Source organism: Blautia wexlerae DSM 19850 (assembly GCF_025148125.1).
Lineage (GTDB): Bacteria > Bacillota > Clostridia > Lachnospirales > Lachnospiraceae > Blautia_A > Blautia_A wexlerae.
In genome coordinates, this window is record NZ_CP102267.1 from 3,693,503 (window position 1) to 3,720,242 (window position 26,740).

General features: G+C 41.9%; 26 protein-coding genes and 1 riboswitch. Of the genes, 1 reads left to right on the top strand and 25 read right to left on the bottom strand.

What is annotated here, in order from left to right; genetic code table 11:
• Positions 1-4: 4 nt before the first annotated feature.
• The 3 genes from NQ550_RS17150 to NQ550_RS17160 all read right to left on the bottom strand — a co-directional run bounded on the left by NQ550_RS17150 (position 5) and on the right by NQ550_RS17160 (position 2,301).
• Positions 5-745, bottom strand: coding sequence for an amino acid ABC transporter ATP-binding protein (locus tag NQ550_RS17150; RefSeq protein WP_025578180.1), 741 nt, complete (start codon positions 743-745; stop codon positions 5-7).
• The gene (locus NQ550_RS17155) at positions 735-1,430 is read right to left on the bottom strand and encodes an amino acid ABC transporter permease (RefSeq protein WP_029676907.1); all 696 of its coding nucleotides are present in this window, start codon (positions 1,428-1,430) and stop codon (positions 735-737) included. The genes NQ550_RS17150 and NQ550_RS17155 overlap by 11 nt, the downstream gene beginning before the upstream one ends.
• Positions 1,431-1,512: 82 nt before the next feature.
• Complete coding sequence (locus NQ550_RS17160) at positions 1,513-2,301, bottom strand: transporter substrate-binding domain-containing protein (protein WP_022380492.1); 789 nt, start codon at positions 2,299-2,301, stop codon at positions 1,513-1,515.
• A gap of 500 nt (positions 2,302-2,801) precedes the next feature.
• Here NQ550_RS17160 and dapF point away from each other — a divergent pair, with 500 nt between their 5' ends.
• A complete protein-coding gene (dapF, locus tag NQ550_RS17165) occupies positions 2,802-3,653 on the top strand; it encodes a diaminopimelate epimerase (RefSeq protein WP_022380493.1) in 852 nt (283 codons plus the stop codon).
• Positions 3,654-3,780: 127 nt separating this feature from the next.
• Here dapF and NQ550_RS17170 read toward each other — a convergent pair whose 3' ends face one another.
• From NQ550_RS17170 to NQ550_RS17275, 22 genes are all read right to left on the bottom strand, one after another.
• Positions 3,781-4,098 (bottom strand): AzlD domain-containing protein, encoded by a 318-nt coding sequence (locus NQ550_RS17170; protein WP_008706474.1) that lies wholly within the window; start codon positions 4,096-4,098, stop codon positions 3,781-3,783.
• A complete protein-coding gene (locus tag NQ550_RS17175) occupies positions 4,088-4,813 on the bottom strand; it encodes an AzlC family ABC transporter permease (protein ID WP_025578184.1) in 726 nt (241 codons plus the stop codon). The genes NQ550_RS17170 and NQ550_RS17175 overlap by 11 nt, the downstream gene beginning before the upstream one ends.
• A gap of 132 nt (positions 4,814-4,945) precedes the next feature.
• On the bottom strand, positions 4,946-5,950 hold the full coding sequence (locus NQ550_RS17180; protein ID WP_022380496.1) for an InlB B-repeat-containing protein: 1,005 nt from the start codon (positions 5,948-5,950) through the stop codon (positions 4,946-4,948).
• 147 nt (positions 5,951-6,097) lie between these two features.
• Positions 6,098-6,520 carry a Fur family transcriptional regulator gene (locus NQ550_RS17185; RefSeq protein WP_008706467.1) on the bottom strand — a complete coding sequence of 141 codons (423 nt, stop codon included), beginning with the start codon at positions 6,518-6,520 and terminating at the stop codon, positions 6,098-6,100.
• 54 nt (positions 6,521-6,574) lie between these two features.
• The gene (locus NQ550_RS17190) at positions 6,575-7,429 is read right to left on the bottom strand and encodes a putative manganese transporter (RefSeq protein WP_008706466.1); all 855 of its coding nucleotides are present in this window, start codon (positions 7,427-7,429) and stop codon (positions 6,575-6,577) included.
• Positions 7,430-7,805: 376 nt separating this feature from the next.
• Positions 7,806-9,119, bottom strand: coding sequence for an O-acetylhomoserine aminocarboxypropyltransferase/cysteine synthase family protein (locus tag NQ550_RS17195; RefSeq protein WP_022380497.1), 1,314 nt, complete (start codon positions 9,117-9,119; stop codon positions 7,806-7,808).
• 269 nt (positions 9,120-9,388) lie between these two features.
• Positions 9,389-10,471, bottom strand: coding sequence for a tRNA 2-thiouridine(34) synthase MnmA (gene mnmA / locus NQ550_RS17200; protein ID WP_022380498.1), 1,083 nt, complete (start codon positions 10,469-10,471; stop codon positions 9,389-9,391).
• 182 nt (positions 10,472-10,653) lie between these two features.
• On the bottom strand, positions 10,654-11,583 hold the full coding sequence (cysK, locus tag NQ550_RS17205; RefSeq protein ID WP_022380499.1) for a cysteine synthase A: 930 nt from the start codon (positions 11,581-11,583) through the stop codon (positions 10,654-10,656).
• A 91-nt stretch (positions 11,584-11,674) separates the two neighbouring features.
• Positions 11,675-12,109, bottom strand: coding sequence for an RrF2 family transcriptional regulator (locus NQ550_RS17210; protein WP_008706458.1), 435 nt, complete (start codon positions 12,107-12,109; stop codon positions 11,675-11,677).
• Positions 12,110-12,274: 165 nt separating this feature from the next.
• Positions 12,275-12,703, bottom strand: coding sequence for an ACT domain-containing protein (locus tag NQ550_RS17215; protein ID WP_025579225.1), 429 nt, complete (start codon positions 12,701-12,703; stop codon positions 12,275-12,277).
• A 34-nt stretch (positions 12,704-12,737) separates the two neighbouring features.
• Positions 12,738-15,116 (bottom strand): ribonucleoside triphosphate reductase, encoded by a 2,379-nt coding sequence (locus NQ550_RS17220; protein ID WP_025579227.1) that lies wholly within the window; start codon positions 15,114-15,116, stop codon positions 12,738-12,740.
• Positions 15,117-15,332: 216 nt separating this feature from the next.
• Positions 15,333-16,568 carry a GTPase HflX gene (hflX, locus tag NQ550_RS17225; RefSeq protein ID WP_025579229.1) on the bottom strand — a complete coding sequence of 412 codons (1,236 nt, stop codon included), beginning with the start codon at positions 16,566-16,568 and terminating at the stop codon, positions 15,333-15,335.
• 24 nt (positions 16,569-16,592) lie between these two features.
• Positions 16,593-17,642, bottom strand: a complete 1,050-nt coding sequence (locus tag NQ550_RS17230; RefSeq protein WP_025579231.1) for a tetratricopeptide repeat protein — start codon at positions 17,640-17,642, stop codon at positions 16,593-16,595.
• A 20-nt stretch (positions 17,643-17,662) separates the two neighbouring features.
• Positions 17,663-19,009 (bottom strand): phosphoglucosamine mutase, encoded by a 1,347-nt coding sequence (gene glmM / locus NQ550_RS17235; RefSeq protein WP_008706453.1) that lies wholly within the window; start codon positions 19,007-19,009, stop codon positions 17,663-17,665.
• Positions 18,955-19,107 (bottom strand): hypothetical protein, encoded by a 153-nt coding sequence (locus NQ550_RS17240; RefSeq protein WP_154108134.1) that lies wholly within the window; start codon positions 19,105-19,107, stop codon positions 18,955-18,957. The genes glmM and NQ550_RS17240 overlap by 55 nt, the downstream gene beginning before the upstream one ends.
• 33 nt (positions 19,108-19,140) lie before the next feature.
• A complete protein-coding gene (locus NQ550_RS17245; RefSeq protein WP_025579233.1) occupies positions 19,141-20,058 on the bottom strand; it encodes a nucleotidyltransferase family protein in 918 nt (305 codons plus the stop codon).
• 80 nt (positions 20,059-20,138) lie between these two features.
• On the bottom strand, positions 20,139-21,215 hold the full coding sequence (gene prfA / locus NQ550_RS17250; RefSeq protein ID WP_008706449.1) for a peptide chain release factor 1: 1,077 nt from the start codon (positions 21,213-21,215) through the stop codon (positions 20,139-20,141).
• Positions 21,208-22,173 (bottom strand): peptide chain release factor N(5)-glutamine methyltransferase, encoded by a 966-nt coding sequence (gene prmC / locus NQ550_RS17255; protein WP_008706447.1) that lies wholly within the window; start codon positions 22,171-22,173, stop codon positions 21,208-21,210. Before prmC ends, prfA begins: the two co-directional genes overlap by 8 nt.
• Positions 22,170-23,138: a DUF1385 domain-containing protein gene (locus NQ550_RS17260; protein ID WP_022380506.1), complete on the bottom strand. Its 969-nt coding sequence runs from the start codon at positions 23,136-23,138 to the stop codon at positions 22,170-22,172. The genes prmC and NQ550_RS17260 overlap by 4 nt, the downstream gene beginning before the upstream one ends.
• A gap of 73 nt (positions 23,139-23,211) precedes the next feature.
• A complete protein-coding gene (gene rpmE / locus NQ550_RS17265; RefSeq protein WP_020993628.1) occupies positions 23,212-23,415 on the bottom strand; it encodes a 50S ribosomal protein L31 in 204 nt (67 codons plus the stop codon).
• A 188-nt stretch (positions 23,416-23,603) separates the two neighbouring features.
• Positions 23,604-25,001 carry a transcription termination factor Rho gene (rho, locus tag NQ550_RS17270; protein WP_025579236.1) on the bottom strand — a complete coding sequence of 466 codons (1,398 nt, stop codon included), beginning with the start codon at positions 24,999-25,001 and terminating at the stop codon, positions 23,604-23,606.
• Positions 25,002-25,439: 438 nt separating this feature from the next.
• A complete protein-coding gene (locus NQ550_RS17275; RefSeq protein ID WP_242833601.1) occupies positions 25,440-26,408 on the bottom strand; it encodes an anthrax toxin lethal factor-related metalloendopeptidase in 969 nt (322 codons plus the stop codon).
• A 161-nt stretch (positions 26,409-26,569) separates the two neighbouring features.
• A riboswitch (cyclic di-GMP riboswitch) is annotated at positions 26,570-26,656 on the bottom strand.
• Positions 26,657-26,740 lie beyond the last annotated feature (84 nt).

A 26,740-nucleotide genomic window follows, 5' to 3' on the forward strand; every position in this document is an offset into this window, starting at 1 on the left:
CATCTTATAAAACCTTTGAAAGGAAGTCTTTCAGTCTAGGATTCTTCGGATTCGCGAAAAATTCTTTCGGAGTATTCTCTTCCTGTATCTTACCGTCATCAATAAAAAGAACTCTTGTTGCCACTTCTCTTGCAAATCCCATCTCATGAGTAACTACAACCATGGTCATACCTGACTGCGCAAGTTCTTTCATCAATTCCAGAACCTCACCTACCATCTCAGGGTCAAGTGCGGAAGTTGGCTCATCAAAAAGCATCACATCCGGATTCATGGCAAGAGAACGTGCAATGGCAATACGCTGTTTCTGCCCGCCCGAAAGCATATCCGGATATGCATTGGCTTTGTCAGGAAGCCCTACACGTGCCAGAAGCTCGTCTGCTTTCTTTGAAGCTTCCTCCTTTGTCATCAGCTTCAGTTCTACAGGTGCCAGCATAATATTCTGTTTTACCGTTTTATGCGGAAAAAGATTAAACTGCTGGAATACCATTCCAATCTTCTGACGGTGTCTGTTAATGTCAACCTTCGGATCTGTAATATCAGTTCCTTCAAAGAGGATCTGTCCGCCTGTCGGAACCTCCAGAAGATTCAGTGATCTCAGGAAAGTAGATTTACCGGAACCGGAAGGACCAATGACGGCTACTACTTCTCCCTGACAGATATCTGTTGTTATTCCATCGAGAACCTGATTTGTACCAAAAGCTTTCTTCAGATCCTTTACCTGGATCAGTACATTCTTATCGCTCACTGGTTCTTAATCTCCTTTCCAGTTTATTCATCCCCCATGTAAGGATTCCAACGATCACAAGGTAAATCGCTGCTGCTGCCATCAGAGGCCAGAACGCATTGTATGTACGGCTCTGGATCAGCATAGCTCCTTTTGTCAGGTCCATCATACCGATATAACCGATGATGGATGTCTCTTTGATCAGCACGATAAATTCATTTACCAGCGCAGGAAGTACATTCTTAAATGCCTGCGGGATAATGATCAGTCGCATGGTCTGGCTGAAATTCAGACCAAGGCTTCGTCCTGCCTCTGTCTGTCCCTGGTCAATGGACATGATACCGGAACGGACAATCTCAGCTACATAGGCACCTGAGTTGATACCAAAGGCAAGTCCGCCTACAATGATCTTGTTAATGCTTACAGCACCAAAAATTACAAAATTCATGATCAACAGCTGGATCATGGTTGGTGTTCCACGAATTACAGTCAAATAAACTCTGCAGATCGCATTGAGGATCTTAAAGGAGCCTGACTTATCGTGCGCAGAACGGATGATTGCTACAAGGAAACCGATGATCAGACCTACAATTACCGCAAATACTGTGATAATAAGAGTTGTTTTCAGACCATCCAGAAGCCAGAGATAGCGGTCATCTTTAATAAAGTTCAGATAAAAATCTTCTTTTACATTCGCTAATATCATAGGATTATTCATAAAAACCTCTGTTCCGAAAAGAGAGCTGTTGGCAAATCGTCAACAGCTCTGTTATTTGTTATTTTAATACTTATTTCTTTACAATAATTACCTGGCTTGCATCTGCATAGGTATCTGTAAAGTCAACGCTTGATTTACGGTCTTCTGTTACAGTCATACCAGCTGCACCGAAGTCTGCTTTGCCGGACTGTACGGCCGGAAGGATGGAATCGAATTCCATATCTTCAATTTTCAGTTCATATCCAAGCTTATCACAGATTGCCTGAGCGATATCAGCATCGATACCAACGATATCATCACCTTCATGATATTCATATGGTTCGAACTCAGCGTTAGTAGCCATTACCAGAGTTCCATTGGAACGGTCAACATCTTCCGGTGATTCATATGGAGTCTTACCGGCATCCTCACCAATGTAATTGTCCATGATGCTGTCGATAGTTCCATCCTCTTTCAGATCCTTGAGAGCTCCGTTAATCTTGTCAAGAAGTTCATCATTGCCTTTCTTTAAACAGATTGCATATTCTTCTTCCTCGAATGGCTCATCCAGAATCTTGAGATCATCATTATTCTCAACAAATTTCTGAGCCGGCTGTGAATCGATGATCACACAGTCGATCTGTCCTGCCTTTAATGCCTGAACAGCTTCACTTCCCTTGCTGTAACGTTCTACTGTAGAACCATCTTTCTCATAATCAGATGCATCAAGGTCACCTGTTGTACCAAGCTGAACACCGATTGTTGCTCCTGCAAGATCATCTTTGGATTCAACTTTCTGAGCTGCGGATACGCTTCCTGCCATGGAAAATACCATTACTGCACTGAGTGCAAGAGCTGCAAATCTCTTTTGATCTTTCATCTTTTTTCCTCCTCGCATCCGAAAGTATATCTACGGCTGCCATCTTTTTACCTTCTTCAGACAACAGCGTATAATTATGCGTTTCGGTTGTATATTTTTGTTTTTAATTTTAACATACTTTCTATAAAATGCAAGGTAAAACTTGAATAACAGATATATTTTCCATATAATGTATAATACATAACTGTTCCGGGAAGGGCAAAATGTTTTTTTACATGAAGATCACAGAAAAACTTTCCCGGTAAAAGATTCGTAATTTTCACTTTTTCATAACATTTTTTCTATATGATACAAATGATACAAGAAAGAATCCTGCTTACAGGATTCTCCGCCTGTGGCGGGTCGCTTCAGCGACACAATTCCATTCCACCGCAGTGCGATCCTGCCCGAAAGGCTTTGTTATGTTATAGGAACATTACAGAGTAATTTCCTATAACATAACAAATTTCATAAACAACAAGAGGTGTATAAATATTTAACCAAATAAGGAGGCTTTTCTGATGAAATTTACAAAAATGCATGGTATTGGAAATGATTACGTATATGTAAACTGTTTTGAGGAAACTGTGGAAAATCCTTCCGCAGTAGCCAGATATGTCAGTGACCGTCACTTTGGTATCGGTTCCGACGGACTGATCCTGATCAAGCCATCCAAAATCGCAGACTGCGAGATGGATATGTATAATCTCGACGGTTCCCAGGGTGCCATGTGCGGAAACGGTATCCGCTGTGTTGCCAAATATGCCTATGACTACGGCATCGTAGACAAAGAACATATTTCTGTTGCTACAAAAAGCGGCATCAAATATCTGGATCTTACTGTAGAAAACGGAAAGGTATCCCAGGTTAAGGTAAATATGGGTTCTCCGATCCTGACCGCCAGACAGATTCCGGTAGTGTCAGAGAAGGAGGAAGTTATCAATGAACCTCTGGATGTAAACGGAAAAATCTATTACATAACCGCTGTTTCCATGGGAAATCCCCACGCTATTGTTTATATGGATGATATTGACCATCTGGATATTGAAAAGATCGGCCCGGCTTTCGAGAATCATGTTGCATTTCCGGATCGTGTAAACACTGAATTTGTAGAAGTGATCGATGAACATACTGTAAAAATGCGTGTATGGGAACGCGGTTCAGGCGAAACTCTTGCCTGCGGCACAGGTGCATGTGCGGTAGCAGTCGCTTCTGTTCTGAACGGACATGTAGACGGTGACAGTCCTGTCACTGTAAAACTTCTCGGCGGTGACCTGCAGATTTTCTGGAACAGACAGGAGAATCTTGTTTACATGACAGGCCCGGCTGCCACAGTATTTGACGGTGAAATTGATGTAAGCTTTCTGAAATAAAAAACTGTCTGAAACTGCAGCAAATAACAGACAGCTTATCTGCTTCAGCTGCCGGTCACAATATTACGCAACAAAAAACGGATACACACCATTCAGCTGTGGTTATGTATCCGTTTTTTATCAACTTTTACACTGCAAATTCCAGTATTCTTTCCACAATAAATACCGCAGCACATGCGAATAACGCAACTGTAAGAAGACTTTTCTCCTTATATGCCGCGATCAGTGCCACAATAAATCCCACAGCAGCCGAGATCACACTGTCTGTGGCAAAAAGGATCGCCGGAAATGTCATGGCTGCCAGACATGCATAGGGAACATAGTACAGAAATGATCTGATAAACGGACTTGTGATCTCTTTTCTGGAAAGAGCAAGCGGGAGCATACGGATCAGATATGTAACTGCTGCCATTACCAGAATGTAAATATAAATATTATGACTCATGAACACCCTCCTCCTCTTTCTCATCCTCTATCGGACAGAAGTATGCGGCAGCCCCTGCCACGATCAGTGTAGTAATAATGATCACAAAACCTGACGAAACCTCCGACAGAAACGGAATCACTTTAAACAAAGTGCTGATCAGCATTGCTGCCACGACAACTGCCAGTACTGCCTTATTCTGCTTTGCCGGAGGAATAATAATTGCAAGGAACATACCGTAAATAGCCACGCTGAGTGCACTCATCATAAAATCCGGAAGAAGATTTCCGGAAATTGCTCCTGCCAGGGTTCCAAGTACCCATCCCGGGATTGCCACACACATGGCACCATAATTATAAAATGCGCTTACCTTTCCGGGCTGACTGGCACTAATCCCGAAAATCTCATCCGTCACACCAAATGCTGCAATATAGCGGTGAACCAAAGATTCATCTCTTCTGAATTTCTGAGCAAGGGAAAATGACATCAGACAATATCTCAGATTAATGATCAGCTGTGTCAGTGCCATCTCCCAGTAAGAGCCGCTCATTACCATGATCTCAAGTCCTGCAAACTGCCCTGCTGAAGTCACGTTTGTCAATGAGATCAGCACAGCCTGCCAGATACTCAGTCCATCAGCAACTGCCATCATGCCAAATGTAAACGATACAGCAAAATATCCCAGTCCTATGGGAATACCATCCTTAACTCCTTTTCTGAAGCTTTCACTTCTCATGTTTCTCTCCTCCTGTTACCTTTTGTGATCCTTTGATAACTGTTTAACTCTTTCACAGCTACAACTTTCGTATTTACTGATACACACAGATAACCCGGAGAACAGTATTCTGTCTCCGGGTTTCAGTCAGGATTATCTGATCTGTTTTATTGCATATGCATAAATTCTCTTATAAGTCCTCATAGAATAATGAACACCATCATCTGTATAACCGCGAAATTCACAGCGAGTCGTATAACCACATCTCATCAGATAAGAATAACTGTTGATCCATGTAAAATTCCCGTTCAGTCTCTGTCTGAGTCTGTTATTAAATCCGCGGATCTCAGACTCCTTCCGCGTGGATTTCATTGCCGTATTACATGGATTCACAGACATATAAAATAATTCACAGTTCCTGGCAGTCAGCTTTCTGGATAATCCATTCATATAAGAAGCATAGTCTGACGCAACAGAATCATAACTGATGGACTCCCTGTTTTTGTGGATCAGGTCATTTACTCCCAGATTGAAAATAACTGCCACCGGCTTCGCATTATCATCCATCCCGCTTATTTCATTCAGCAGTTCCTTTTCTCCGTATTTTTTCATCCAGTCAAGCCCTTCTCCTGTCTTGCATACAAATCCAACTTTCTTTAAACTGTCAGAACTGCATTGCTGCTTCAGAGTACTGCGAAGCATTGCTGTGCGGGAATCTCCCACAAAAATAATCTTATCATATTTCTCCACACTGTCCGCAAGACCGCCTGCATAAATATCCGGTTCCTGATTCCATTTATACTTCACCGGATAAAGATGAATATTTTTCGTAACCTGAATTTTCTGATATGCCTGATACATTGGATTACAGGTCTGTCCGGGAACTGTTGACCATCCCAGAAATGTATATCCCCTCTTATTCACTTCCACAGGAAGAATCACAGAACCACCGCTTTTCACTTTCTTTTTTGTGATTTCTCCTGAAGTCTCTATTGTAACTGTTTTCGTGGATGTTTTTTTCTTTTGCACTGTTGAATTCTTAGCAGTCTGCATTATTGCCGCCTGTGCTGCAGACGGGGGTGCTGCACATATTAATACACACGCCAGAAAAAATAATAACATTCTTCTTACACACATCTGTCTCTTCTGTTTTCTCATTATTGCCTTCTTTTATGATTTCATATATTATCTGTTATTTTTACCGGTACTTACAGCAATTTCTCTGTCTTTTCTCTTCACCATACTGCTTCCCAGTCAATTTGACCAAACAGTTGTATTTCAGTTTACATCATCTGATAGAAACAGTCAACAGTCTTCGCCACTGCCTTTACATTCTTTACAGACTCCATACAAAATAGAATTCTTACACTGCAGGGTAAATCCATGACTTTCTTCAATATGATGAGAAATTTCTTCCATAAAATGACATTCCAGATGAATGATCTTTCCACATTTTACACACTTCAGGTGCAGATGCTGTTCACATCCCCGTCCCGGTTCTACATACTGATAAGCAGCCTGGCAACCTTTCTCTGCAACATATTTGATCACAGTTCCATCCTTTGCAAGCTTGTCCAGATAGCGGTAAATGGTTGTGATATTTACCTCACTGTCATGTTTCTTCAGATACTCATCCACATCAGCAGCTGTAACCGTATGGTCATTACTGTTTTTCAAATATTCAAGTATTTTTCTGCGGCTTGCTGTCGCATAACTGCTTCCTGCCATAATTTTATCATTCCTCCTAAAATCAGCTTCTTCTGACAGAGCAGACTCGGTTGATCAGAAAACAATTCCTGCAAATTCAATAATAATTCCCCAGAATACACCAAGTCCATAAAGTACTCCCACAATTTTCAGATTCTGAACCCTGTCTCTGTTCAAACGAAACAGAATCAGAAGCCCAACTCCTGCATTTACAAGAAGTCCCGCCATCATCGCCCCGGCTCCGATAATATGATCCAGATATAACTGGGTGATCACTACAGAAGAAGCGCAGTTGGGAATCAGTCCCACTAAAGCTGCGATCAGTTCACCTGCAATCGGTGTTCCTGTAAAAAGTCCTGCCAGTGTCTCTTCTCCGACTAATCCAATGATAATATTTAAAACAAGAGAAATCAAGAAAATGTACACAAAAACTTTTAATGTGTGAAATGCTGCTGAAGAAATAACTCCATGTTCACAATGGCAGCGTTCTTCTTCACAGATTTCATGAATATCCACATCAGGTTCCTGTTTCTTCAGAATATGTGTGTAAACATACTCCAGCACCAGGCCGGAAAGTATTCCGATCACCGCTTTGCAGGTCAGGATTTTCACAATTGTAACTACAGGAACTGCATTGGAGATCATGATCGGAAACATTTCATCTGAAGTAGACAGATACACCGCGATCAAAGTTCCCACTGTGATCACACGTCCGGCAAAAAGGCTGGATGCCGCTGCCGAAAATCCACACTGTGGAATCACTCCCAGAAGTCCACCCCATACCGGTCCGAATTTTCCGGCTGTACGGATTCTCTTTCGTGCTGCCGCACCTGTCTTATGCTCCAGCCATTCCATAAACAGATAAGTAAGAAAAAGAAAGGGTAGCAGCTTGATGCTGTCTATTACTGAATCTAATATAATCTCTGACATATAGTTCTCCTTATATTTGCACTTTATTTGTATTTGCAACTTATTTACATTTGCAACTTATTTGCATTTCTGTATTATATAGTATTTTTATAATTTGTCAAGTCTGTAAACCATACAATTGAAACATTCCAAAAAAGACGTTACTGTTCACTCCGTTCACAGTAACGTAGCCAAAATTCATTCCAGATTGCCTGCGGCAATGGAATTTTGGCTTGTATGTCTCGGGATTTTGGCATATTCATGCCAAAACACCTCGCGGGATAACGGTGTGTAAACAATAACAAAAAGACCATCTTGCAGATATGGGGGAAATTCCGGAAGATGGTCTTTTTATTCATGTTTTATTTATACAATATATAAGGATGTTATATCTGTATTATTCAGCAACTGCCTTAAATGCTTCATCAAGATCCTGAATGATATCGTCAATATTCTCTGTACCAATGGAAAGACGAATTGTATTTGGTTTGATACCCTGATCGAGAAGTTCTTCTTCTGTGCACTGGCTGTGTGTTGTTGTAGCCGGATGGATAACAAGAGATTTAACATCAGCTACATTGGCAAGCAATGAGAACAGTTCCAGATTATCAATGAAGTCCTTTGCCTTCTGCGCATCACCTTTAATCTCAAATGTAAAGATGGAACCGCCGCCATTCGGGAAGTATTTCTTATAAAGCTCCTGCTGAACCGGATCTGTGGATACAGACGGATGATGAACTTTCTCTACCTGCGGATGGTTATTTAAGTACTGAACAACTTTCAGTGCATTCTCTACATGGCGTTCAACACGAAGTGACAGTGTTTCAAGTCCCTGAAGGAAAATGAATGAGCTTACCGGAGAGATGGTTGCACCTGTATCACGAAGAAGAATTGCACGAATCTTTGTAACAAATGCTGCCGGTCCGCATGCCTTTGTAAAGCTTACGCCATGATAGCTTGGGTTCGGCTCTGTCAGAGATGCGAATTTACCTGATGCTTCCCAGTCAAATTTACCACTCTCAACGATCACACCTCCGATTGTTGTACCATGTCCACCGATGAATTTAGTTGCAGAATGAACAACGATATCTGCACCATATTCGATTGGTCTTACAAGGTAAGGTGTTGCAAATGTGTTATCCACTACAAGCGGAATCTTATGTGCATGAGCAATCTTTGCGATAGCTTCAATATCAACTACATCAGAGTTCGGGTTTCCAAGAGTCTCGATGTAAACAGCTTTTGTGTTATCCTGAATTGCGTTCTCTACTTCTTCAAGATCAAATACATCAACGAATGTTGTTGTGATTCCATAAGCCGGAAGTGTATGCTCCAGAAGGTTTGTTGTTCCACCGTAAATATTCTTGGCTGCTACAATGTGGTCACCCTGCTGTGCAAGATTCTCAATTGTATATGTGATTGCTGCTGCACCGGATGCTACTGCAAGTGCCGCAGAACCGCCTTCAAGCGCTGCGATTCTTTTCTCGAATACATCTTCAGTCGGGTTTGTAAGACGTCCATAAATATTACCTGCATCTGCAAGTCCGAAACGTGCAGCTGCATGATCGCAGTTTCTGAATACATAAGAAGATGTCTGATAGATTGGTACTGCTCTTGCATCTGTAACCGGATCCGGACTCTCCTGTCCTACGTGAAGCTGTAATGTTTCAAATTTGAAATGTCTGTCTTTTCTTTCGATTTTTTTGCTCATGTGTATATCCTCATCTTTCTCTGATTTATAATAATCTTTTTCTCTGCAAAACTGATTCCGGCTCTTAAGCCCCTTATCTGCAAGTCATTTTTGTTTCTATGCTTTTCATATCTGTTTGATATGATTTAGCATGGTTGTATATTACCATTTAATTCCTAGTACGTCAATAGGAAATTTTCTATAGCGTTTAATAGCTAATAACTATAACGTTTCCAAAAAGCAGTGCAGATAAGACAGTCCGACAAAATGCGAAAGACAAGGAAAATCTGTCATTTAATACAATTTTCAATCACGCCGCCGCCTACAACGATATCTCCATCATATAACACAACTGCCTGCCCTCTGGTGATAGCTCTCTGTGGTTTATCAAAACGCACGTGCAGCACTCCATCTTCCGTCTGCCATGCTACGGCCTCCTGCTCCGGATGACGGTAACGGATCTTTGCTTTCAGTCTCATTGGCTCCTTCAGAGATTCACAGGAAATCAGATTGACCTTTGTTGCAGTCAGTTCCGAATGGAAAAGATCCTCATTATTTCCCAGAACCACCTGATTGGTCTTTGGAGAAATATCACACACATACAGTCTGGATGCTGCCGGAATACCAAGTCCTCTTCTCTGGCCAAGTGTATAGTGGATGATTCCTTTATGTTTACCAAGAATGTTTCCTTCTGTATCTACAAAATCGCCCGGGATTGATTTACGTCCTGTGTACTGTTCAATAAACTTTGCATAATCACCGTCCGGTACGAAACAGATATCCTGGCTATCATGCTTTCTGGCATTAACAAAGCCATGCTTCTCTGCGATCTCACGCACTTCCGTTTTGCGAAGCCCGCCAAGAGGCAGGGAAATATGCGCAAGTTGCTCCTGTGTCAGCATATAAAGCACATAACTCTGATCCTTCGTATCATCCACAGCTTTCTTTAATAAGTAACGGTTCTTCTCCTCATCATATTCCACACGTGCATAATGTCCGGTTACAATATAATCATACTCCAGTTCACGCATTCTCTGAAACATCTTGTCAAATTTCAGATAACGATTGCAGTCAATGCAGGGATTTGGCGTGGCTCCATGCTCATAGGCATCCACAAAGCGGTCCATAACATCCTCTTTAAACCTCTCGGAAAAGTTAAAAACATAGTACCTGATCCCCATTCTGTAGCAGACATTTCTGGCATCCTCCACATCATCCAGAGAACAGCAGGTTTTCTCTCTCTTTACTCCTATGTCCTCATTGTGAAATAATTTCATGGTAGCACCGATACATTCATCACCGGTTTCCTTTGTAAGCAGAGCTGCCACAGAGCTGTCCACTCCGCCGCTCATTGCGATAATTGCTTTTCTCATTTTTATTCCATCCTGTTCTGTGATCCGATTACACGGAATATTATTGTTTATGATAATTTTATTTATGTTATGATAGCTGTTCTGCAAAATACTGAACAGTTACATAAAAATCATTTGTACAGCATATCTATTCTAACACATTTATGTAAAATAAAAAAAGCCCTAAAAAGGGCTTTTTTATTTTACACAAATAATGGAGTAGAATAGTAACGGTCACCGGAATCCGGAAGAAGAGCTACGATTGTTTTTCCTTTATTCTCCGGTCTCTTGGCCAGCCGGATTGCCGCATAGAGAGCCGCACCGGAAGAAATACCAACAAGAATTCCCTCATGTTTGGCGATCAGCTTGCCAACTGTAAAAGCATCCTCATTCTCAACCGGAAAAACCTCATCATAAACCTCTGTATTTAATGCCTTCGGAACAAATCCCGCACCGATTCCCTGAATCTTATGCGGACCGCTCTTTCCCTGAGAAAGTACAGGGGAAGTTGCAGGCTCTACTGCCACTACTTTCACGTCAGGATTCTGGGATTTCAGATATTCACCAACACCGGTGATCGTTCCGCCTGTACCAACACCTGCCACAAAAACATCTACCTGTCCGTCTGTGTCTCTCCAGATTTCCGGACCTGTGGTCTTTTTGTGGATCGCAGGATTTGCAGGGTTATCAAACTGTCCCGGAATAAAACTGTTCTCATATTCCTTCGCAAGTTCGTTTGCTTTGGCGATTGCGCCATTCATACCTTTTGTTCCATCTGTCAATACGATTTCTGCACCGTATGCTTTCAGAATATTCCTTCTCTCAACACTCATTGTCTCAGGCATCGTAAGTATCACTCTATATCCTTTGATTGCAGCAAGAGAAGCAAGACCGATTCCGGTGTTACCTGATGTAGGCTCGATGATCACTGCGCCAGGCTTTAGAACGCCTCTCTCTTCAGCGTCTTCGATCATACTCAGGGCGATACGGTCTTTGGCACTTCCTGCCGGGTTAAAATACTCAAGCTTCACAAGTATTCTCGCTTCCAGCCCAAGCTCTTTTTCAAGATTTCCAACCTCAAGGAGAGGAGTATTTCCAACCAGTTCCGCTGCATTTTTATAGATTTTTGCCATGAGTTCGTCCTCCTTATTTCATACTAAGTATATATGAATTATATGTTATATACATAATATTCTATAAATCCACTGTTGTCAAGAGGGAAAATCAAATTACATAATCATTTCCCATCTCTTCATACCAGTCTTTAAGATCCTGCAATGTAACCTTATCCAGTACTCCCTCAATAGCTTCATCAAGCATCTTCCAGAGACGGAGTGTGACGCATTCCCCGGCTCTGCTGCACTGATTCGGTTCGTCCTCCAGGCAGGCTACCGGCTTCATGCTGCCTTCTGTCAGTCTCAGAATAGTTCCCACCGTATATGTTTCCGGCTCTCTGGCAAGCATATAACCGCCCTGTGCCCCTCTCAGGCTCTTTACATATCCTGCCTTCTTTAATGATGAAATAATCTGTTCCAGATATTTTTCTGAAATATTTTCCCTTGCAGAAATATCTTTGATCTTGACCAGTTCTCCTGTATTATGAACTGCAAGATCAAGCATAAGTCTCAGAGCATATCTTCCTTTTGTAGAAATCTGCATTTTTCAAAACCTCCTGATTAAATTTCGTCGGATTATCATTGTTTTCTTTTATTATATAGTATTCCTAGTCATATAGTCAAGATATATTCAACTTTCCTATATGAATATACAAAAAATCACAGAACCATCCCCAGTCCTGTGATTCTCTCACTGTCTTATACAGTATTATTTCTCCAGTTCTTCTGCTGAAGTAAATACATTAAATCCATTATTCTTAAGAATGCATTCTGTCACTGCACCATCCTCCGTCTGAAGAATTACTACAGGTCTGAGATCTTTTCTGTGGAAAGAAGTATAAATATAGTCAAGACTTACATTACTGTCTGATGCTACTTTCAGGAGTTCATCCAGACCGCCTGCCTGATCTTTCATATCAACTACGATCGCCTGTGTAATACGATTCATATATCCACTCCTGTTTAAAACAATTTCCGCTTTATCCGGATCGTTGCAGATCATACGGAAGATTGCAAACTCCGGTGCATCGAAGCATGCAAATCCATAAATATTAATCCCGTTATCTGCAAGTATCCCTGTCACTCTTTTCAGACTTCCTGCTTTATTTTCCACAAATACAACATTCTGTTTGATCATCTCTTTTATCCTCCGGTCAACTCTCTCAGTATCTTTATAATCCCTCATCCACATATTTCTTAATATTGGATGTATTTACATATTTCGTCATATGCTCACCGTCTGTGATCACCAGAGTCGGAGCCTGCATAATTCCAAACTCCTTCACCATCTCCGGATTCTTCTCCGCATCAATAATCTCGAACTCCCTGCCTTCCAGTATCTTCTTCGCCACTCTGCAGTTCGGACAAGTACTGGTTGTAAACAGGTATTTATGTGATGCCACAGGTTCTATCTTCACATCATCCTTAGTCACAGTAACTACACTGGCATGAACCGGCTGTATTTTTCTGATATCTGAATGCATCACATCATAAAGCGTACGGTTCTTATACTCCTGTGCTTTACCGTCATTCCAGTTCTGTACAGGTCTGTAATATCCTGTGATACGACTGTAAACCTCCGCCTTCTTACCACATTTCGGACAAGTGAAATGCTCTCCGCTGATGTAGCCATGTTCCTTACATACAGAATAGGTCGGCGAAATCGTATAATACGGCAGTTTATAATTCTCTGCGATCTTACGTACCAGTGCTGCTGCTGCTTTCCAGTCAGGAAGCTTCTCACCGATAAATGCATGGAATACAGTACCTGATGTATAAAGCGTCTGCAGATCATCCTGAATATCCAGTGCATCAAAAATATCTGTGGTATATTCAACCGGAAGATGAGAACTGTTTGTATAATAAGGAGTATCCCCTTCCTTGCCTGCAGTCTTAATATCCGGCCAGCGTTTTCTGTCGTGTTTGGCCAGACGATAGGCAGTAGATTCAGCAGGAGTTGCCTCAAGATTAAACAGTTCTCCTTCGTACTTCTCCTGATAATCGGACAGACGTTCCCGCATATGAAGAAGAACTTCTTTTGTAAATCTCTGCGTACGCTCATCAGACATATCTTTTCCCAGCCAGCGGGCATTCAGACCAACCTCGTTCATTCCCACCAGTCCAATGGTAGAGAAATGATTGGAAAAGCTTCCAAGATATCTCTTTGTATAAGGATATAATCCCTCATCCAGCAGCTTACCAATTACTTCACGTTTAATATGCAGAGAACGTGCGGAAATATCCATTAAGCGATCCAGACGATTGTAAAACTCTTCCGGTGTCTTGGAAAGATATGCGATACGCGGCATATTTATAGTTACTACCCCCACAGAACCGGTACTCTCTCCTGATCCGAAGAAACCACCGCTCTTCTTGCGGAGTTCTCTCAGATCCAGACGCAGACGGCAGCACATACTGCGGATATCACTTGGTTTCATATCACTGTTAATATAGTTTGAGAAATACGGTGTTCCATATTTGGATGTCATCTCAAAAAGAAGGCGGTTATTCTCTGTATCAGACCAGTCAAACTCATTTGTTATGGAATAGGTCGGAATAGGATACTGGAACCCGCGTCCGTTGGCATCCCCCTCGATCATGGTCTCAATAAATGCCTTATTGATCATATCCATCTCTTTTTTGCAGTCTTTGTACTTGAAATCCATATTCTTTCCGCCTACGATAGCCGGAAGCTCTGCAAGATCATCCGGTACTGTCCAGTCCAGCGTAATGTTGGAGAAAGGTGCCTGTGTTCCCCATCTGCTTGGGGTATTGACTCCATAAATAAAAGACTCAATACATTTCTTCACTTCCGGATAGCTTAAATTATCTGCCTTGACAAAAGGTGCTAGATAAGTATCAAAGGATGAGAAAGCCTGCGCTCCGGCCCATTCATTCTGCATAATCCCAAGAAAGTTTACCATCTGATTGCAGAGAACACTCAGATGCTTTGCAGGTGAAGATGTGATCTTGCCTTCAATGCCGCCAAGTCCCTCCTGGATCAGCTGTTTCAGTGACCATCCTGCACAATATCCGGTCAGCATGGACAAGTCATGAATATGAATATCTGCATTTCTGTGTGCATCTGCGATTTCATTGTCATAAATCTCAGACAGCCAGTAATTTGCAGTAACTGCACCGGAGTTGCTTAAGATCAGACCTCCAACTGAATAAGTAACTGTGGAGTTCTCCTTTACACGCCAGTCCTCAACCTTCACATAACTGTTTACGATTTCTTTGTAATCCAGGATCGTTGACTTCATGTTGCGAACCTTTTCCCTCTGCTTGCGGTAAAGAATGTAGGCTTTTGCCACATCTGCATATCCGGCCTGGATCAGCACATTCTCCACACTGTCCTGAATTTCTTCTACTGTAATCTTATTATCTGTAATCTTTTTCTGAAAATCAGAAGTAACACGCAGCCCTAAGAGATCAATCATCTCTTCGCTATAATTTTTCTCTTTTGCATCAAAGGCTTTATGGATAGCCGCTGTGATCTTGCCTATTTTAAACTCATCCACTTCGCCATCACGTTTTTCTACCTGAAACATATCTAATGCCCCCATTTTCTCTTGTTAATCTGTTTCTCCTGCATATTCTTACCGGAGATATTTCTGTCGTTACTGTCCACTTTGCTCTGAGTAACACTGTAGGTTCATTGTATCAGAGTATCACCGGTTCGTCAACACGCAAAAATACCACATAATGTTCCTCATTTTCGCAAAAGGCACAATATATGGTATTTTCTTATTTTTCAAAATATTTTTTTATACAACTCTGGCGTAGATTTCTTTCGGCACCCTTGCCTTCACAGCAATCCCTTCCTCTGTGTATTCCTCTGAGATAAGCTGCCCATATTCGCGGATCAGCTGGATTTTTCCTGCTTCCTGATAAGGGAAAAGGCGCTCCACATAAATCTGTTCTTCAGCAAGAAGCTTCTCCAGAAGATCATTCAGATCTGCAAGACCCTCGCCTGTCTTTGCAGAGACCTTCAGCGTATAGTCTGATTTAAAATCTCGCAGTACGCATGCCCCCGGCGCATCCTGCTTATTAAAGAGTGTGATGATCTTCTTTCCCATCACTCCCAGTTCTTTTAATGTCTCATATACCACATGCATCTGCATCTCTGCCTGCGGATTGGAAGAATCTACCACATGGATAATATAATCTGCATATTTGGCCTCTTCCAATGTGCTCTTGAATGCTTCGACCAGATGATGCGGAAGCTTATGGATAAATCCAACCGTATCTGTGAGAAGAATCTGCTGTCCGTCCTTCAAATTTAAAAGTCTGGTAGTTGGATCCAGTGTAGCAAACAGTTTATCCTCTGATAAAACCTCTGAGCCTGTCAGTGTGTTCAGCAGCGTAGATTTTCCCGCATTTGTATATCCTACGATCGCAGCAGTCTTCATATTGCCTCTGGCCCGGCTGGAACGGATCAGTTCCCTGTGTTTCTCCACCTGGGATAATTCCTGCTTCAAAGCAGAGATCCTTGTACGGATAAGACGACGGTCTGTCTCCAGCTTTTTCTCTCCCGGACCTCTGGTTCCGATTCCACCTCCCAGACGGGAAAGAGATTCCCTGAGACCGACCAGACGGGCAGATCTGTAACGAAGCTGTGCAAGCTCTACCTGTATTTTACCCTCACTGGTTATAGCTCTCGCTGCAAAAATGTCCAGAATCAATAATGTCCTGTCCATCACCTTACAGTCCAGTTCCCGCTCCAGATTATTCAGCTGTGCAGGAGAAAGTTCGTCATCACAGATAATTCCGGTTGCATCCATAGCATATACCAGTGCACGTACTTCCTCTATCTTTCCTTTTCCAATATAAGTTCCGGGATGCACAGACTCACGATTCTGAATGATTCTTCCCACTGTAACAGCTCCCGCAGTTGATGCAAGCTCCTTCAGTTCATCCAGGGATTCTTCCACATTATCATGATCATCCGTCTGCACTCCCACAAGAACCACCCGTTCTTCAAGCTTTCCAAATTCTTCCATAAATTCTCCTCAGTCAGATAGATATTACACACGCGTTTTAAGAAATGCAAGTTCCTTCTTAACAGTTTTATCTTCCGGGTATAATTCCAGATATTCCTGTGCTTTCTGCAAAGCAGTCTGAAAATCCAGTTTCTTCTCATAGACTACGATCTCATTAAACAGCAGACTCTGCATATCCTCCGCTCCTGCCACATGGATTCCGCTTTCTATATCAGAAAGGGCACTGTCATAATCCCCATCCTCTATATCACACAGTGCAAGTCCGTTAAATCCTTTGGCTCCGTTTTCTGCCTGTGATACATACTGCTGAAACATTGCTTTTGCATTTGCGCTGTCTCCTTTATCCATATATACCATACCAAGCAGAACCAGTGCCTCCGTATTATCGCCGTCTATGGCCTGTTTCAGTTCACTTTCAGCATTTTCATAATCATCCATATAATAATAAACTCTGCCGCGGTCACAATGATCCTCTGCATTTTTTGCAGTTCCTGACAAAGCAGCTTCCAGATAACGGGTTCCGTCTGCTTCCATATCCCTGTTCAGATATGCCCCGTAGATCTGGATAGCTCTGTCATAAGTTGCATCTTCGCCGTAGGCCTGTTCAAAATTAGCAGAAGCTTCCTCATAGGAATCCATGGCCAATGCTGTTTCTCCCGTAAGGAAGTACAGATCCGCATCCATTTTATAGTTTTCTGCCAGAGTCTGGCAGTCTTCCAGCGCTGCCTCATAATCCTTTACTTTGAGATAAGCCACAGCTCTATACGACAGAATATCTTTCTTTAATGCTTTGCCAACTTTGTCACATTTAAGCGCATCATTGAAATATGTTATGGCTTCTTCATAGTTTCCAAGCTTGAGTTTTGCTACGCCTGCACCTCTGTACGACTGTGCAGGCTTCACTCCTTCAGAAATTGCTGTCTCGTATTCTTCAAGTGCTGCCTCATAATTTCCCTGTTCCAGATCCTGTGCAGCCTGTTTATAATTCTTTGTATTTCCCACATTGCAGCCTGTCAGAAGTCCAAGGCTTAAGCAGACAGCAGTCAGAAATAATCTTTTTTTTCTGTTATACATGTAATTCCTTTGCCAGTAAATCAGTCAATGAGCAATCCTTCAGATTCCATTACCTTTACTACATGATCAACATTCTCAAGGCAGAGTTCATCTGTTCCGGCTTCTACCATAACACGAATCAATGGTTCTGTGCCACTCTCGCGTACCAGAATACGCCCATCACTTCCCAGTTTCTTTGCAACTTCCTCTACAGCAGCAACTACCTTCGGATTCTCTCTCGCAGTCTTCTTGTCTGCCACCCGGACATTTCTGAGAAGCTGTGGATAAACCTTCATTTCCCTTGCCAGATCACACAGAGTTGCTTTCTTCTCTACACACGCTTCCATTACCATGAGAGAAGTAAGGATTCCATCACCTGTTGCAGCGTAACGGCTGAAAATAATATGTCCGGACTGCTCACCGCCAAGACTGTATCCATTCTCCATCATATTCTCTGCCACATATTTATCTCCTACTGCAGTCTGCTCATATTTCATACCCTCTCTCTCCAGAGATTTGTACAGACCGAGGTTTGACATAACAGTGGTTACTACTGTATCATCTTTTAATCTGCCCTGCTCCTTGAGATATTTTCCACATACATACATAATCTTATCACCGTCGACCACATTTCCCTTATGGTCAACAGCAATACAGCGATCTGCATCACCATCATAAGCAAAACCGATATCCAATCCATTGTCCACAACATATTTCTGCAGGACTTCAATATGGGTAGAGCCACAGTTTGTATTGATATTTGTACCATCCGGCTGGTTATTGATCACATAAGTCTTTGCCTGAAGTGCCTCAAATACACTCTTTGCAATAGCTGAAGAACTTCCGTTTGCACAGTCAAGCCCTACTTTAATGCCTTTGAAATCCCTGCTTGGAATAGAGATCAGATGTCCGATATAACGATTCCTTCCTGAAGCAAAATCCACAGTGCGTCCAATATCTTCTTTGGTTGCCAGAGGAAGATCCTCGATCAGGCCATCCAGATATGCTTCAATCCTTGCTTCTACTTCCGCTTCAATCTTCTGTCCGTTTCCATTGAGAAGTTTGATACCATTATCATAGAATGGATTATGGCTTGCGGAGATCATAATACCACAGTCAAAATCCTCTGTACGTACTGCATAGGAAACACTTGGGGTCGTCGTTACATGAAGAAGATATACATCTGCACCGGACGCTGTCAGACCTGCAACAAGTGCATATTCAAACATATAACTGCTTCTTCTTGTATCTTTTCCAATAACAATCTTAGCTTTATGGTCTCTTCCATAATACCAGCCTACGTAGCGCCCCACCTTAAATGCATGATCTACTGTCAGTTTAACATTTGCTTCTCCACGAAATCCATCTGTTCCAAAATATTTTCCCATAATTGCTCTCCTTTACTTTTTACAATATCCTCTGTTTCTGCACTGCATACTGTATTTCCCGGATCACACCCAAAACTGCTTTTAATCAGATCAGACATGTCTCCTGCGAAAGCTGCAGATATCTGCTTAACTTATTGATAAAGTCCCTGAGGATATATACCCGCTTCTGTAAGATTTTTAAATGCTCTCATTACTGTTTCTTTATCTTCCTGATAGGTTACACCAAACCATGTATCCTTTGTCTCCAGGACATCAACTTCAGCACTTTCATTTTTGATCAGATGGTCAACTAACTCCGGAAGCAGATATTCCTTTTTTGTATCTTCCGGTGCGAGTCCACTGAGAAATTCTGCAAATCCTTTCTCGAGAACCTCCATAAAGTCCGGCGTCAGTCCCCACATATTCATGGACACCAGATCCTTTACATCCAGTTCCTGCACACTTCCGTCCGCATTTCTTGACTCTGCACCTGTGGCAGTCTTAAATATATCATGCGTCTCTGTCACACCTGTAAGCCGTCCATTCTCAATATGGCAGATTCCTCTGGTAACGCTTCCATTATCGCTCAATGTATTTCCAAGCCTGAAACCGGCCATGCAGATGTGGAGTTTTCCGTCCTTTTGCCGTTCCTGCACAAGATAATCATGCACCTTCACATAAGCTTCTTTCCCATAATAATCATCTGCATTGATAACAATAAATGGCTCATCCAGAACCTTCTTTGCAGCAAGTACAGCCTGTCCGGTTCCCCAGGGTTTTGTGCGGTCAGCCGGTTTCGTAAATCCCTCCGGCAGATCATCAAGCTCCTGGAATACATATTCTACTTCCGTAATTTTCTCAATACGCTCGCCGATCACTCTGCGAAACTCTTCTTCCAGATCTTTACGGATAATAAACACTACTTTGTTAAATCCGGCTTCCAGCGCATCGTGGATGGAATAATCCATAATAATCTCTCCACATGTTCCCACCGGTGCAAGCTGCTTGATTCCTTTTCCAAAACGACTTCCGATTCCTGCCGCCATAATTACAAGTGCTGTTTTCTGCATAAATATTTTCCTCCTGACATTCTTCTCTCATATCAATACTTTTTCAGTCATCTTCTGTCACATACCCTCTCCGCAATATTCTATTCCGCATCCTGAAGATTACTTAATTTTGCTGCCTGATCTGCTGCGATCAGACTGTCAATGATCTCATCCAGATCCCCGTTCAGAACATTCTCCAGTCTGTGCAGTGTCAGTTTGATTCTGTGGTCTGTCACACGTCCCTGTGGAAAATTATAAGTTCTGATCTTCTCTGAACGGTCACCAGTTCCAATCTGGCTTCTTCTTGCCTCTGCCTCAGCATCATGCTGTTTGGCAAGCTCCATCTCATACAGACGGGAGCGAAGAACTTTCAGCGCTTTATCTTTATTCTTAAGCTGTGACTTCTCATCCTGGCAGGAAATTACGATTCCGGTAGGAATATGTGTCAGTCGCACAGCAGAGTCTGTTGTATTGACACACTGTCCGCCGTTTCCGGATGCACGGAACACATCGAATTTACAGTCATTCATATCCAGGTGAAAATCGATTTCCTCTGCTTCCGGCATAATAGCAACTGTACAGGTAGAGGTATGGATACGTCCGCCGGATTCTGTTTCCGGAACTCGCTGTACACGATGTACACCACTTTCATATTTCAGTCTGGAATAAGCACCTGCACCTGTGATCATAAATGTTACTTCCTTAAATCCGCCGATTCCGTTCTCATTGAGACTCATCATTTCTGTTTTCCAGCGGCGGGATTCTGCATATTTCACATACATACGGTAAATCTCTGCTGCAAAAAGGGCAGCTTCATCCCCACCTGCACCTGCACGGATCTCCACAATAACGTTCTTGTTATCATTAGGATCTTTCGGAAGAAGAAGGATCTTAAGTTCATGCTCCAGTTCCTCTACATTCTTCTTTGCCTCAGACAGTTCTTCCTTCAGCATTTCCCGCATATCTTCATCTTTCTCTTCCTCAAGCATGGAAAGACTGTCCTGTATCGTTTCTTTGTTTTTCTTATACTCCCGGTAAGCATCTACTATCGGCTGCAGATCGCTCTGCTCTTTCATCAGCTTCTGAAAATGTTCCTGATTATCGGTAACTCCCGGCTCTCCAAGCTCATTAAGCACCTCTTCAAAACGAATGAGCAGATCGTCTAATTTATCAAACATATTTATCCTCCTGTAATTTCTTTCGCCCCAGAACCACCCGGTCCAACCCGGCCAGATCCTGCCTTATCTCAATATCTTCAAATTTATATTTCCGCAAAAGAGCTGCCACATCTTCTCCCTGGCTGCATCCGATTTCATACAAAAGCCAGCCACCCGGAACAAGATGATCCTGTGCCTGTTTCGTGATAGCCCTGTAAAAATAAAGTCCATCTTCCATACCATCCAGTGCCATACGCGGATCATGCAATTTTACTTCATCCATAAGATCTTCAATTTCCGCCGTAGGAATATATGGCGGATTTGATATAATCATATCATAAGCTCTGCTATAATTTCTATTACTATTTTCGCATTCTGTCATTTTTACAGTATCTTTTACAGCAGTCCTTTTCATATACTCTGTTCCGTACACAATGTTCTGCATTTCAGAAAACAGATTACTCTGTACGAATTCCGCATGCTCTGCCACTTCCAGTGTCCGTGCATTCCGCACAGCCACTTTCAGTGCCTCATCTGACAGATCCACGCCTGTTCCGTGTGCATCAGCTCTCTCCTTCAGAATACTGATAAGAATACAGCCGGATCCTGTACACATATCAAGAATATATGGATTTTTCACAGCTTTCATGCATTCAAGAGCGGACTCCACAAGTGTTTCCGTATCCTGTCTGGGTACCAGTACATTCTTATCCACATAAAATTCATGCCCCATAAAAAAAGCCTGATGCGTCAGATGCTGCAGCGGTATGTGTCCCGCACGTCTGCTGATCAGTTCCAGATATCTTTCAGCAACACTTTCTGTGACACTTTCTTCTCCGTATGCAAAATAATACGCCCGGCTTTTTCCTGTGACATATTCCAGGAGAAGCCAGGCATCCAGCCCGGCTTCCTTAATCCCCGCCTGTGCAAGGATCATCTGTCCTTTTTTTAATAATCCTGTCAGAGTTTCTCCGTTCATTGTTCTGCTTCAACTCCAAATTCTTCCTTCAGATATGCTTTCCAGTCAAAAACCGCCTCTACAGCCCTGATCGCAACCTCTGCCATATCTGCTGTCGGTTCCTTAGTTGTAAGTTTCTGCATTGCCAGACCCGGTTTACTGAAAAAGTCAGCAAGTTTGCTGTCTGATCTTCCAGCCCACTGAATAATCTCAAAAGATATTCCTGCTACAACCGGCACCATAAGAAGTCTTCCAAACAGTCTCACCCAGTAAAATGGAACCAATACAAAAATAAAATGCAGAAAAATGCTGACCAGCATAACCAGAAACAGAAAACTGGTTCCACATCTCTTATGCAGTCTGGAGCTTGCAAGAACATTATCCACCGTAAGCGGCAGTCCATGTTCCACACAGTTAATGCACTTATGCTCTGCTCCATGATACATAAATGTTCTCTGAATATCCTTCATTCTGGAAATCAGAAGCATATATCCCATAAACAATGCAAGCTTTACAAATGCCTCAACTATTGTAACTGCAAATTCCGAAGCGCCAACCCTTCTGCAAAGACTTGCAAGGGCGTATGGCAGCAACATAAAAGCGGCAACTGATACCACGATTGAGACAGCAACTGTCACATATAACAGCCATTTGAACTGCTTATCTTCTTTTGCCTTTTTTGCAGCAAGCTCCTCTTCTGAAAGAGCAGCATTCTTCTGCTTATCCTCTTCGTCCTCCTCATCCCCTGCGATCTCTGCTGAATACATCAGACATTTTGTGCCGACCACCAGAGAATCCACGAAGCTTACCACACCTCGGATCAGTGGATATTTGAGAAATTTTGCATTTCCGAATACACATTTGTAATCTTCTACTTTTAATTCAATCTCATTGTCCGGTCTGCGGACAGCAATGGAATATTTATCCTTATGGCGCATCATAATGCCTTCCATTACAGCCTGACCGCCGATGTTCGATGATTTCATTATTTTCTCCTAAAGAAACAAGAAAGGCTGAGATTTCCCAACCTCAACCTTCTCAATTCTTACTATATTCTGATTATTTGTTCAGGCCGTATTTCTTATTAAACTTATCGATACGTCCACGAGCCTGAGCTGCTTTCTGCTGACCTGTATAGAATGGATGACATTTAGAGCAGATTTCTACGTGGATGTCCTGTTTTGTAGATCCTGTTACGAATGTGTTACCACAGTTGCAGGTTACAGTTGCCTGATAATAATTAGGATGGATTCCTTCTCTCATGATTTTCACCTCTCTGTAAAGATTCTATTTTCTATTCGTATTCATTTGACGAATTTACTATTAAACAGCTTTATGAGTATAACATATCGTCCCATGGAATGCAAGTTATTTTAAAATTTATTTTAAAATTTATTTAATATTTTTGTTACTGAGAACGGAGCGAACAGTAACTGTTTTTTTACAACGTTTCAGATAAACTTCTGTTTTTTTACAGTCTGCACAAATTCAGCATTATTTTTCGTACGGGTAAACATATTCAGGATCTGTTCTACCGCATCTTCTGACTTCATTCCATTGAGGGCTTTTCGCATAATGTAAACCGCTTCCTGTTCTTCTTTACTCAGCAGCAGATCCTCTCTTCTTGTACCGGATTTCTGGATATCAATTGCAGGGAATACCCGCTTTTCCTGCAGTTTTCGGTCAAGCACCAGTTCCATATTACCGGTTCCCTTAAATTCTTCATAAATTACATCATCCATTTTACTTCCCGTATCCACAAGCGCTGTAGCAAGAATAGTAAGGCTTCCGCCCTCTCTCATATTTCTGGCCGCACCAAAGAAACGTTTCGGCATATGAAGAGCCGCCGGGTCCAGACCACCGGAAAGAGTTCGTCCGCTGGGCGGTATGATCAGGTTGTATGCCCTTGCCAGTCTTGTAATAGAATCAAGAAGAATTGTAACGTCTTTTTTATGTTCCACCAGACGACGTGCACGTTCTATTACCATTTCAGACACACGTTTATGATGTTCCGGAAGCTCATCAAATGTAGAATAAATGACTTCCACATTATCGCCACAGATGGCCTCCCTGATATCTGTAACCTCCTCAGGACGCTCATCGATCAGAAGAATGATCAGATGCATGTCCGGATTGTTTCTCAGAATAGACTTTGCCACATCTTTCAGCAAAGTTGTCTTACCTGCTTTCGGAGGAGATACGATCATTCCTCTCTGTCCTTTGCCGATAGGGCTGATCAGATCTACAATCCTCATGGCAACTGTGCCACCCGGTCTTTCCATTATCAGTCTCTCATTTGGAAAAATCGGTGTCATATCTTCAAAATTATATCGTCTCTGCCCTTCACTGGGATGGAATCCGTTGATAGAGGTCACATATAGCAGGGCACTGAATTTCTCTCCCTGTGTTTTGATACGGATATTCCCCTTAATAATATCACCTGTTTTCAGGTTAAATCTGCGTATCTGAGAAGGTGATACATAAATATCATTTTCCCCCGGAAGATAATTCTCACATCGGATAAACCCATATCCATCCGGAAGTACCTCAAGGATTCCGTCTGCTCTCTCTCCACTGTCAAGCTGTACTGCCTCTGCCGGGGCATGATACTGTGTACGTTCCGGTGTTTTGTTATACTGGGGGATTCTCTCTCCGTTACCTTCCACTTCACTCTGCTGCGATTTCTCCCGGACTGTTTCCTGTTTTTTTGTCTCACCTTCCAGTTCATCTTCGTGAAGCATTCTCTCGATCAATTCCGGTTTTCTCAATGCTGAAACCCCTTTTAATCCTCTGGCTTTTGCCAAATCCTTTAAAGTTGCCAGTGATAATGATTCATACTTTTCTCTCATAAAATAATCCTCTGCTTTTTGTTTTGATTGTTAATATTGATAATTATTTTTATTTTTGTTTTTCTGATTTCCTATGTATCTGAGTAATTTATTCTTTATTAACTTTTCCTGTAACAGTTAGTGGGATAATCTGTCTGAAGTGACACGAATATCAGATCTGCAGCAATGCATATCGCAGGAAAATTATACTCCTGCTCCTGTGTCGACAAGTTAATTCCTGTAGTAATCCTGTCTGCACACCGGTATCTTTATATTTATCTTAGCACATCTTCTTCATAATTGACAATACCATATTATTCCAAATCTTTATTATTGGCAAGCTGTTTTATACGTCATAAAACTGATATTATCGACATAAAAGCAGAAATCCGGAGACATAAAATATGTCTCCGGATTTCCGGTAATACTGTTATAAAATTTATCAAAAAATTCCATCAGTTACTTCCAGATCACACTGTAGGTTTTCTGTATTCTTGCAATACGGTCATCTGTAAACTTATCAACAGCATTCTTAACCGCTTCATAGGTTTTCGGTCTTGAAGATTTCAATACTGTCGGATTCAGTGTGTATTCTTTAAAAGACTCCGCAAAATACTCTGCACTGTTCTGTGTAACATAGGCTTTATTAAATGCTGTATACAGTGTCTTCTCCTGAGCAAAAATTGCTTTGAATTCGGCTGTCTGATCTGTATTACCGGAAATAAACGCTACAAAATGTCCTAATTCATGATAAATTGTATCATCCATCTTCCTGAGTGTGATCTTTCTGTTGCGGGTATCATAATACCCGGAATAGGAAACAGATGGATTCACCTCTGCTGTGAAGCCCAGGGTTCTGTATGCATTAAGTACGCGGCTGTCTGCCCTTGATGCATACTGTCCGACATCAATACTTCCCTTTACAGAATTATCGGAATTACCGGATGCAACAGTCATGTTTGTACCTGCCGATGTATCTGTTTTTGCTGTTGTAGTAGTCGTTACGGTTGTAGTAGATGCTGTTGTAACCACTTTCACTTTTGATTTCTTCGTATATTTTTCTGTAATCCTTTTTATAACAGTTGTCTGAGTTACCACAGTTGCATTTGAACTTTGAGATGTTTTCTTGGAAGTCACTGATGTAGCAGGAAGAGTTTTTGTATAAGTTTTTGTTGCAGCTTTTTTCATTTTAACCTTTTTGGTAGAAGTACTATTACTCGTCTGAGTATTTACCTTTGGCTGTGCTGCAAGAGGTGTCTCCTCTTCATCAATAGTGGTCTCCATCACAGGATCCGTATAGGACGGCAGTTCCGGAATCTGATTTTGCTGTACAACAGCTACACCGCCTACTGCAACAGCAAGCACTACCGCAGTAAGACCTGCTGCTATTTTTTTCTTCTTTAATAATTCGACTATTCTCTTCTTCATAATCTTTACACATCCTTTCTGACAATACCTCTATATGGATGCACTTCCGAAAATTATAAAAACCGCCTATATTTAAAATATAAACGGTTACCACAAAATCGACTGACAGCTGACAGCCTTCTTCTTATTTTCTGAAATCGCATCACAAAATCGGAATTAAATGCGGCAACCGGCTATCATAGTCTTCTTACGACCTTAGACCCCTGGCTTTGCGTCCCTGCCTTTCAACAGGTTTGCCTTTATTGTAAGTATATACTTTTTTTCTTCATTTTGTCAATATTCCTAACCCGAATTTTAACATAAATATTAAATTTTGTACAATTTTCACGTAA

Excerpts from the sequence above, each read along its gene's own strand:
- cysK (WP_022380499.1), bottom strand. The coding sequence starts at position 11,583 with ATGGCAAAAATCTATAAAAATGCAGCGGAACTGGTTGGAAATACTCCT.
- NQ550_RS17190 (WP_008706466.1), bottom strand. The coding sequence starts at position 7,429 with ATGTCAGAGATTATATTAGATTCAGTAATAGACAGCATCAAGCTGCTA.
- NQ550_RS17230 (WP_025579231.1), bottom strand. The coding sequence starts at position 17,642 with ATGTATAACAGAAAAAAAAGATTATTTCTGACTGCTGTCTGCTTAAGC.
- NQ550_RS17210 (WP_008706458.1), bottom strand. The coding sequence starts at position 12,109 with ATGCAGATTTCTACAAAAGGAAGATATGCTCTGAGACTTATGCTTGAT.
- NQ550_RS17180 (WP_022380496.1), bottom strand. The coding sequence starts at position 5,950 with ATGAGAAAACAGAAGAGACAGATGTGTGTAAGAAGAATGTTATTATTT.
- NQ550_RS17260 (WP_022380506.1), bottom strand. The coding sequence starts at position 23,138 with ATGAAATCATCGAACATCGGCGGTCAGGCTGTAATGGAAGGCATTATG.
- NQ550_RS17185 (WP_008706467.1), bottom strand. The coding sequence starts at position 6,520 with ATGGCAGGAAGCAGTTATGCGACAGCAAGCCGCAGAAAAATACTTGAA.
- NQ550_RS17215 (WP_025579225.1), bottom strand. The coding sequence starts at position 12,703 with ATGATCAAACAGAATGTTGTATTTGTGGAAAATAAAGCAGGAAGTCTG.
- NQ550_RS17240 (WP_154108134.1), bottom strand. The coding sequence starts at position 19,107 with ATGTCTGATCTGATTAAAAGCAGTTTTGGGTGTGATCCGGGAAATACA.
- rpmE (WP_020993628.1), bottom strand. The coding sequence starts at position 23,415 with ATGAGAGAAGGAATCCATCCTAATTATTATCAGGCAACTGTAACCTGC.
- rho (WP_025579236.1), bottom strand. The coding sequence starts at position 25,001 with ATGAGAGAAAAGTATGAATCATTATCACTGGCAACTTTAAAGGATTTG.
- mnmA (WP_022380498.1), bottom strand. The coding sequence starts at position 10,471 with ATGAGAAAAGCAATTATCGCAATGAGCGGCGGAGTGGACAGCTCTGTG.
- prmC (WP_008706447.1), bottom strand. The coding sequence starts at position 22,173 with ATGAACGGAGAAACTCTGACAGGATTATTAAAAAAAGGACAGATGATC.
- NQ550_RS17170 (WP_008706474.1), bottom strand. The coding sequence starts at position 4,098 with ATGAGTCATAATATTTATATTTACATTCTGGTAATGGCAGCAGTTACA.
- NQ550_RS17175 (WP_025578184.1), bottom strand. The coding sequence starts at position 4,813 with ATGAGAAGTGAAAGCTTCAGAAAAGGAGTTAAGGATGGTATTCCCATA.
- NQ550_RS17220 (WP_025579227.1), bottom strand. The coding sequence starts at position 15,116 with ATGTTTCAGGTAGAAAAACGTGATGGCGAAGTGGATGAGTTTAAAATA.
- hflX (WP_025579229.1), bottom strand. The coding sequence starts at position 16,568 with ATGGAAGAATTTGGAAAGCTTGAAGAACGGGTGGTTCTTGTGGGAGTG.
- NQ550_RS17275 (WP_242833601.1), bottom strand. The coding sequence starts at position 26,408 with ATGAAGAAGAGAATAGTCGAATTATTAAAGAAGAAAAAAATAGCAGCA.
- prfA (WP_008706449.1), bottom strand. The coding sequence starts at position 21,215 with ATGTTTGATAAATTAGACGATCTGCTCATTCGTTTTGAAGAGGTGCTT.
- NQ550_RS17245 (WP_025579233.1), bottom strand. The coding sequence starts at position 20,058 with ATGCAGAAAACAGCACTTGTAATTATGGCGGCAGGAATCGGAAGTCGT.
- NQ550_RS17160 (WP_022380492.1), bottom strand. The coding sequence starts at position 2,301 with ATGAAAGATCAAAAGAGATTTGCAGCTCTTGCACTCAGTGCAGTAATG.
- dapF (WP_022380493.1), top strand. The coding sequence starts at position 2,802 with ATGAAATTTACAAAAATGCATGGTATTGGAAATGATTACGTATATGTA.
- NQ550_RS17195 (WP_022380497.1), bottom strand. The coding sequence starts at position 9,119 with ATGAGCAAAAAAATCGAAAGAAAAGACAGACATTTCAAATTTGAAACA.
- glmM (WP_008706453.1), bottom strand. The coding sequence starts at position 19,009 with ATGGGAAAATATTTTGGAACAGATGGATTTCGTGGAGAAGCAAATGTT.
- NQ550_RS17155 (WP_029676907.1), bottom strand. The coding sequence starts at position 1,430 with ATGATATTAGCGAATGTAAAAGAAGATTTTTATCTGAACTTTATTAAA.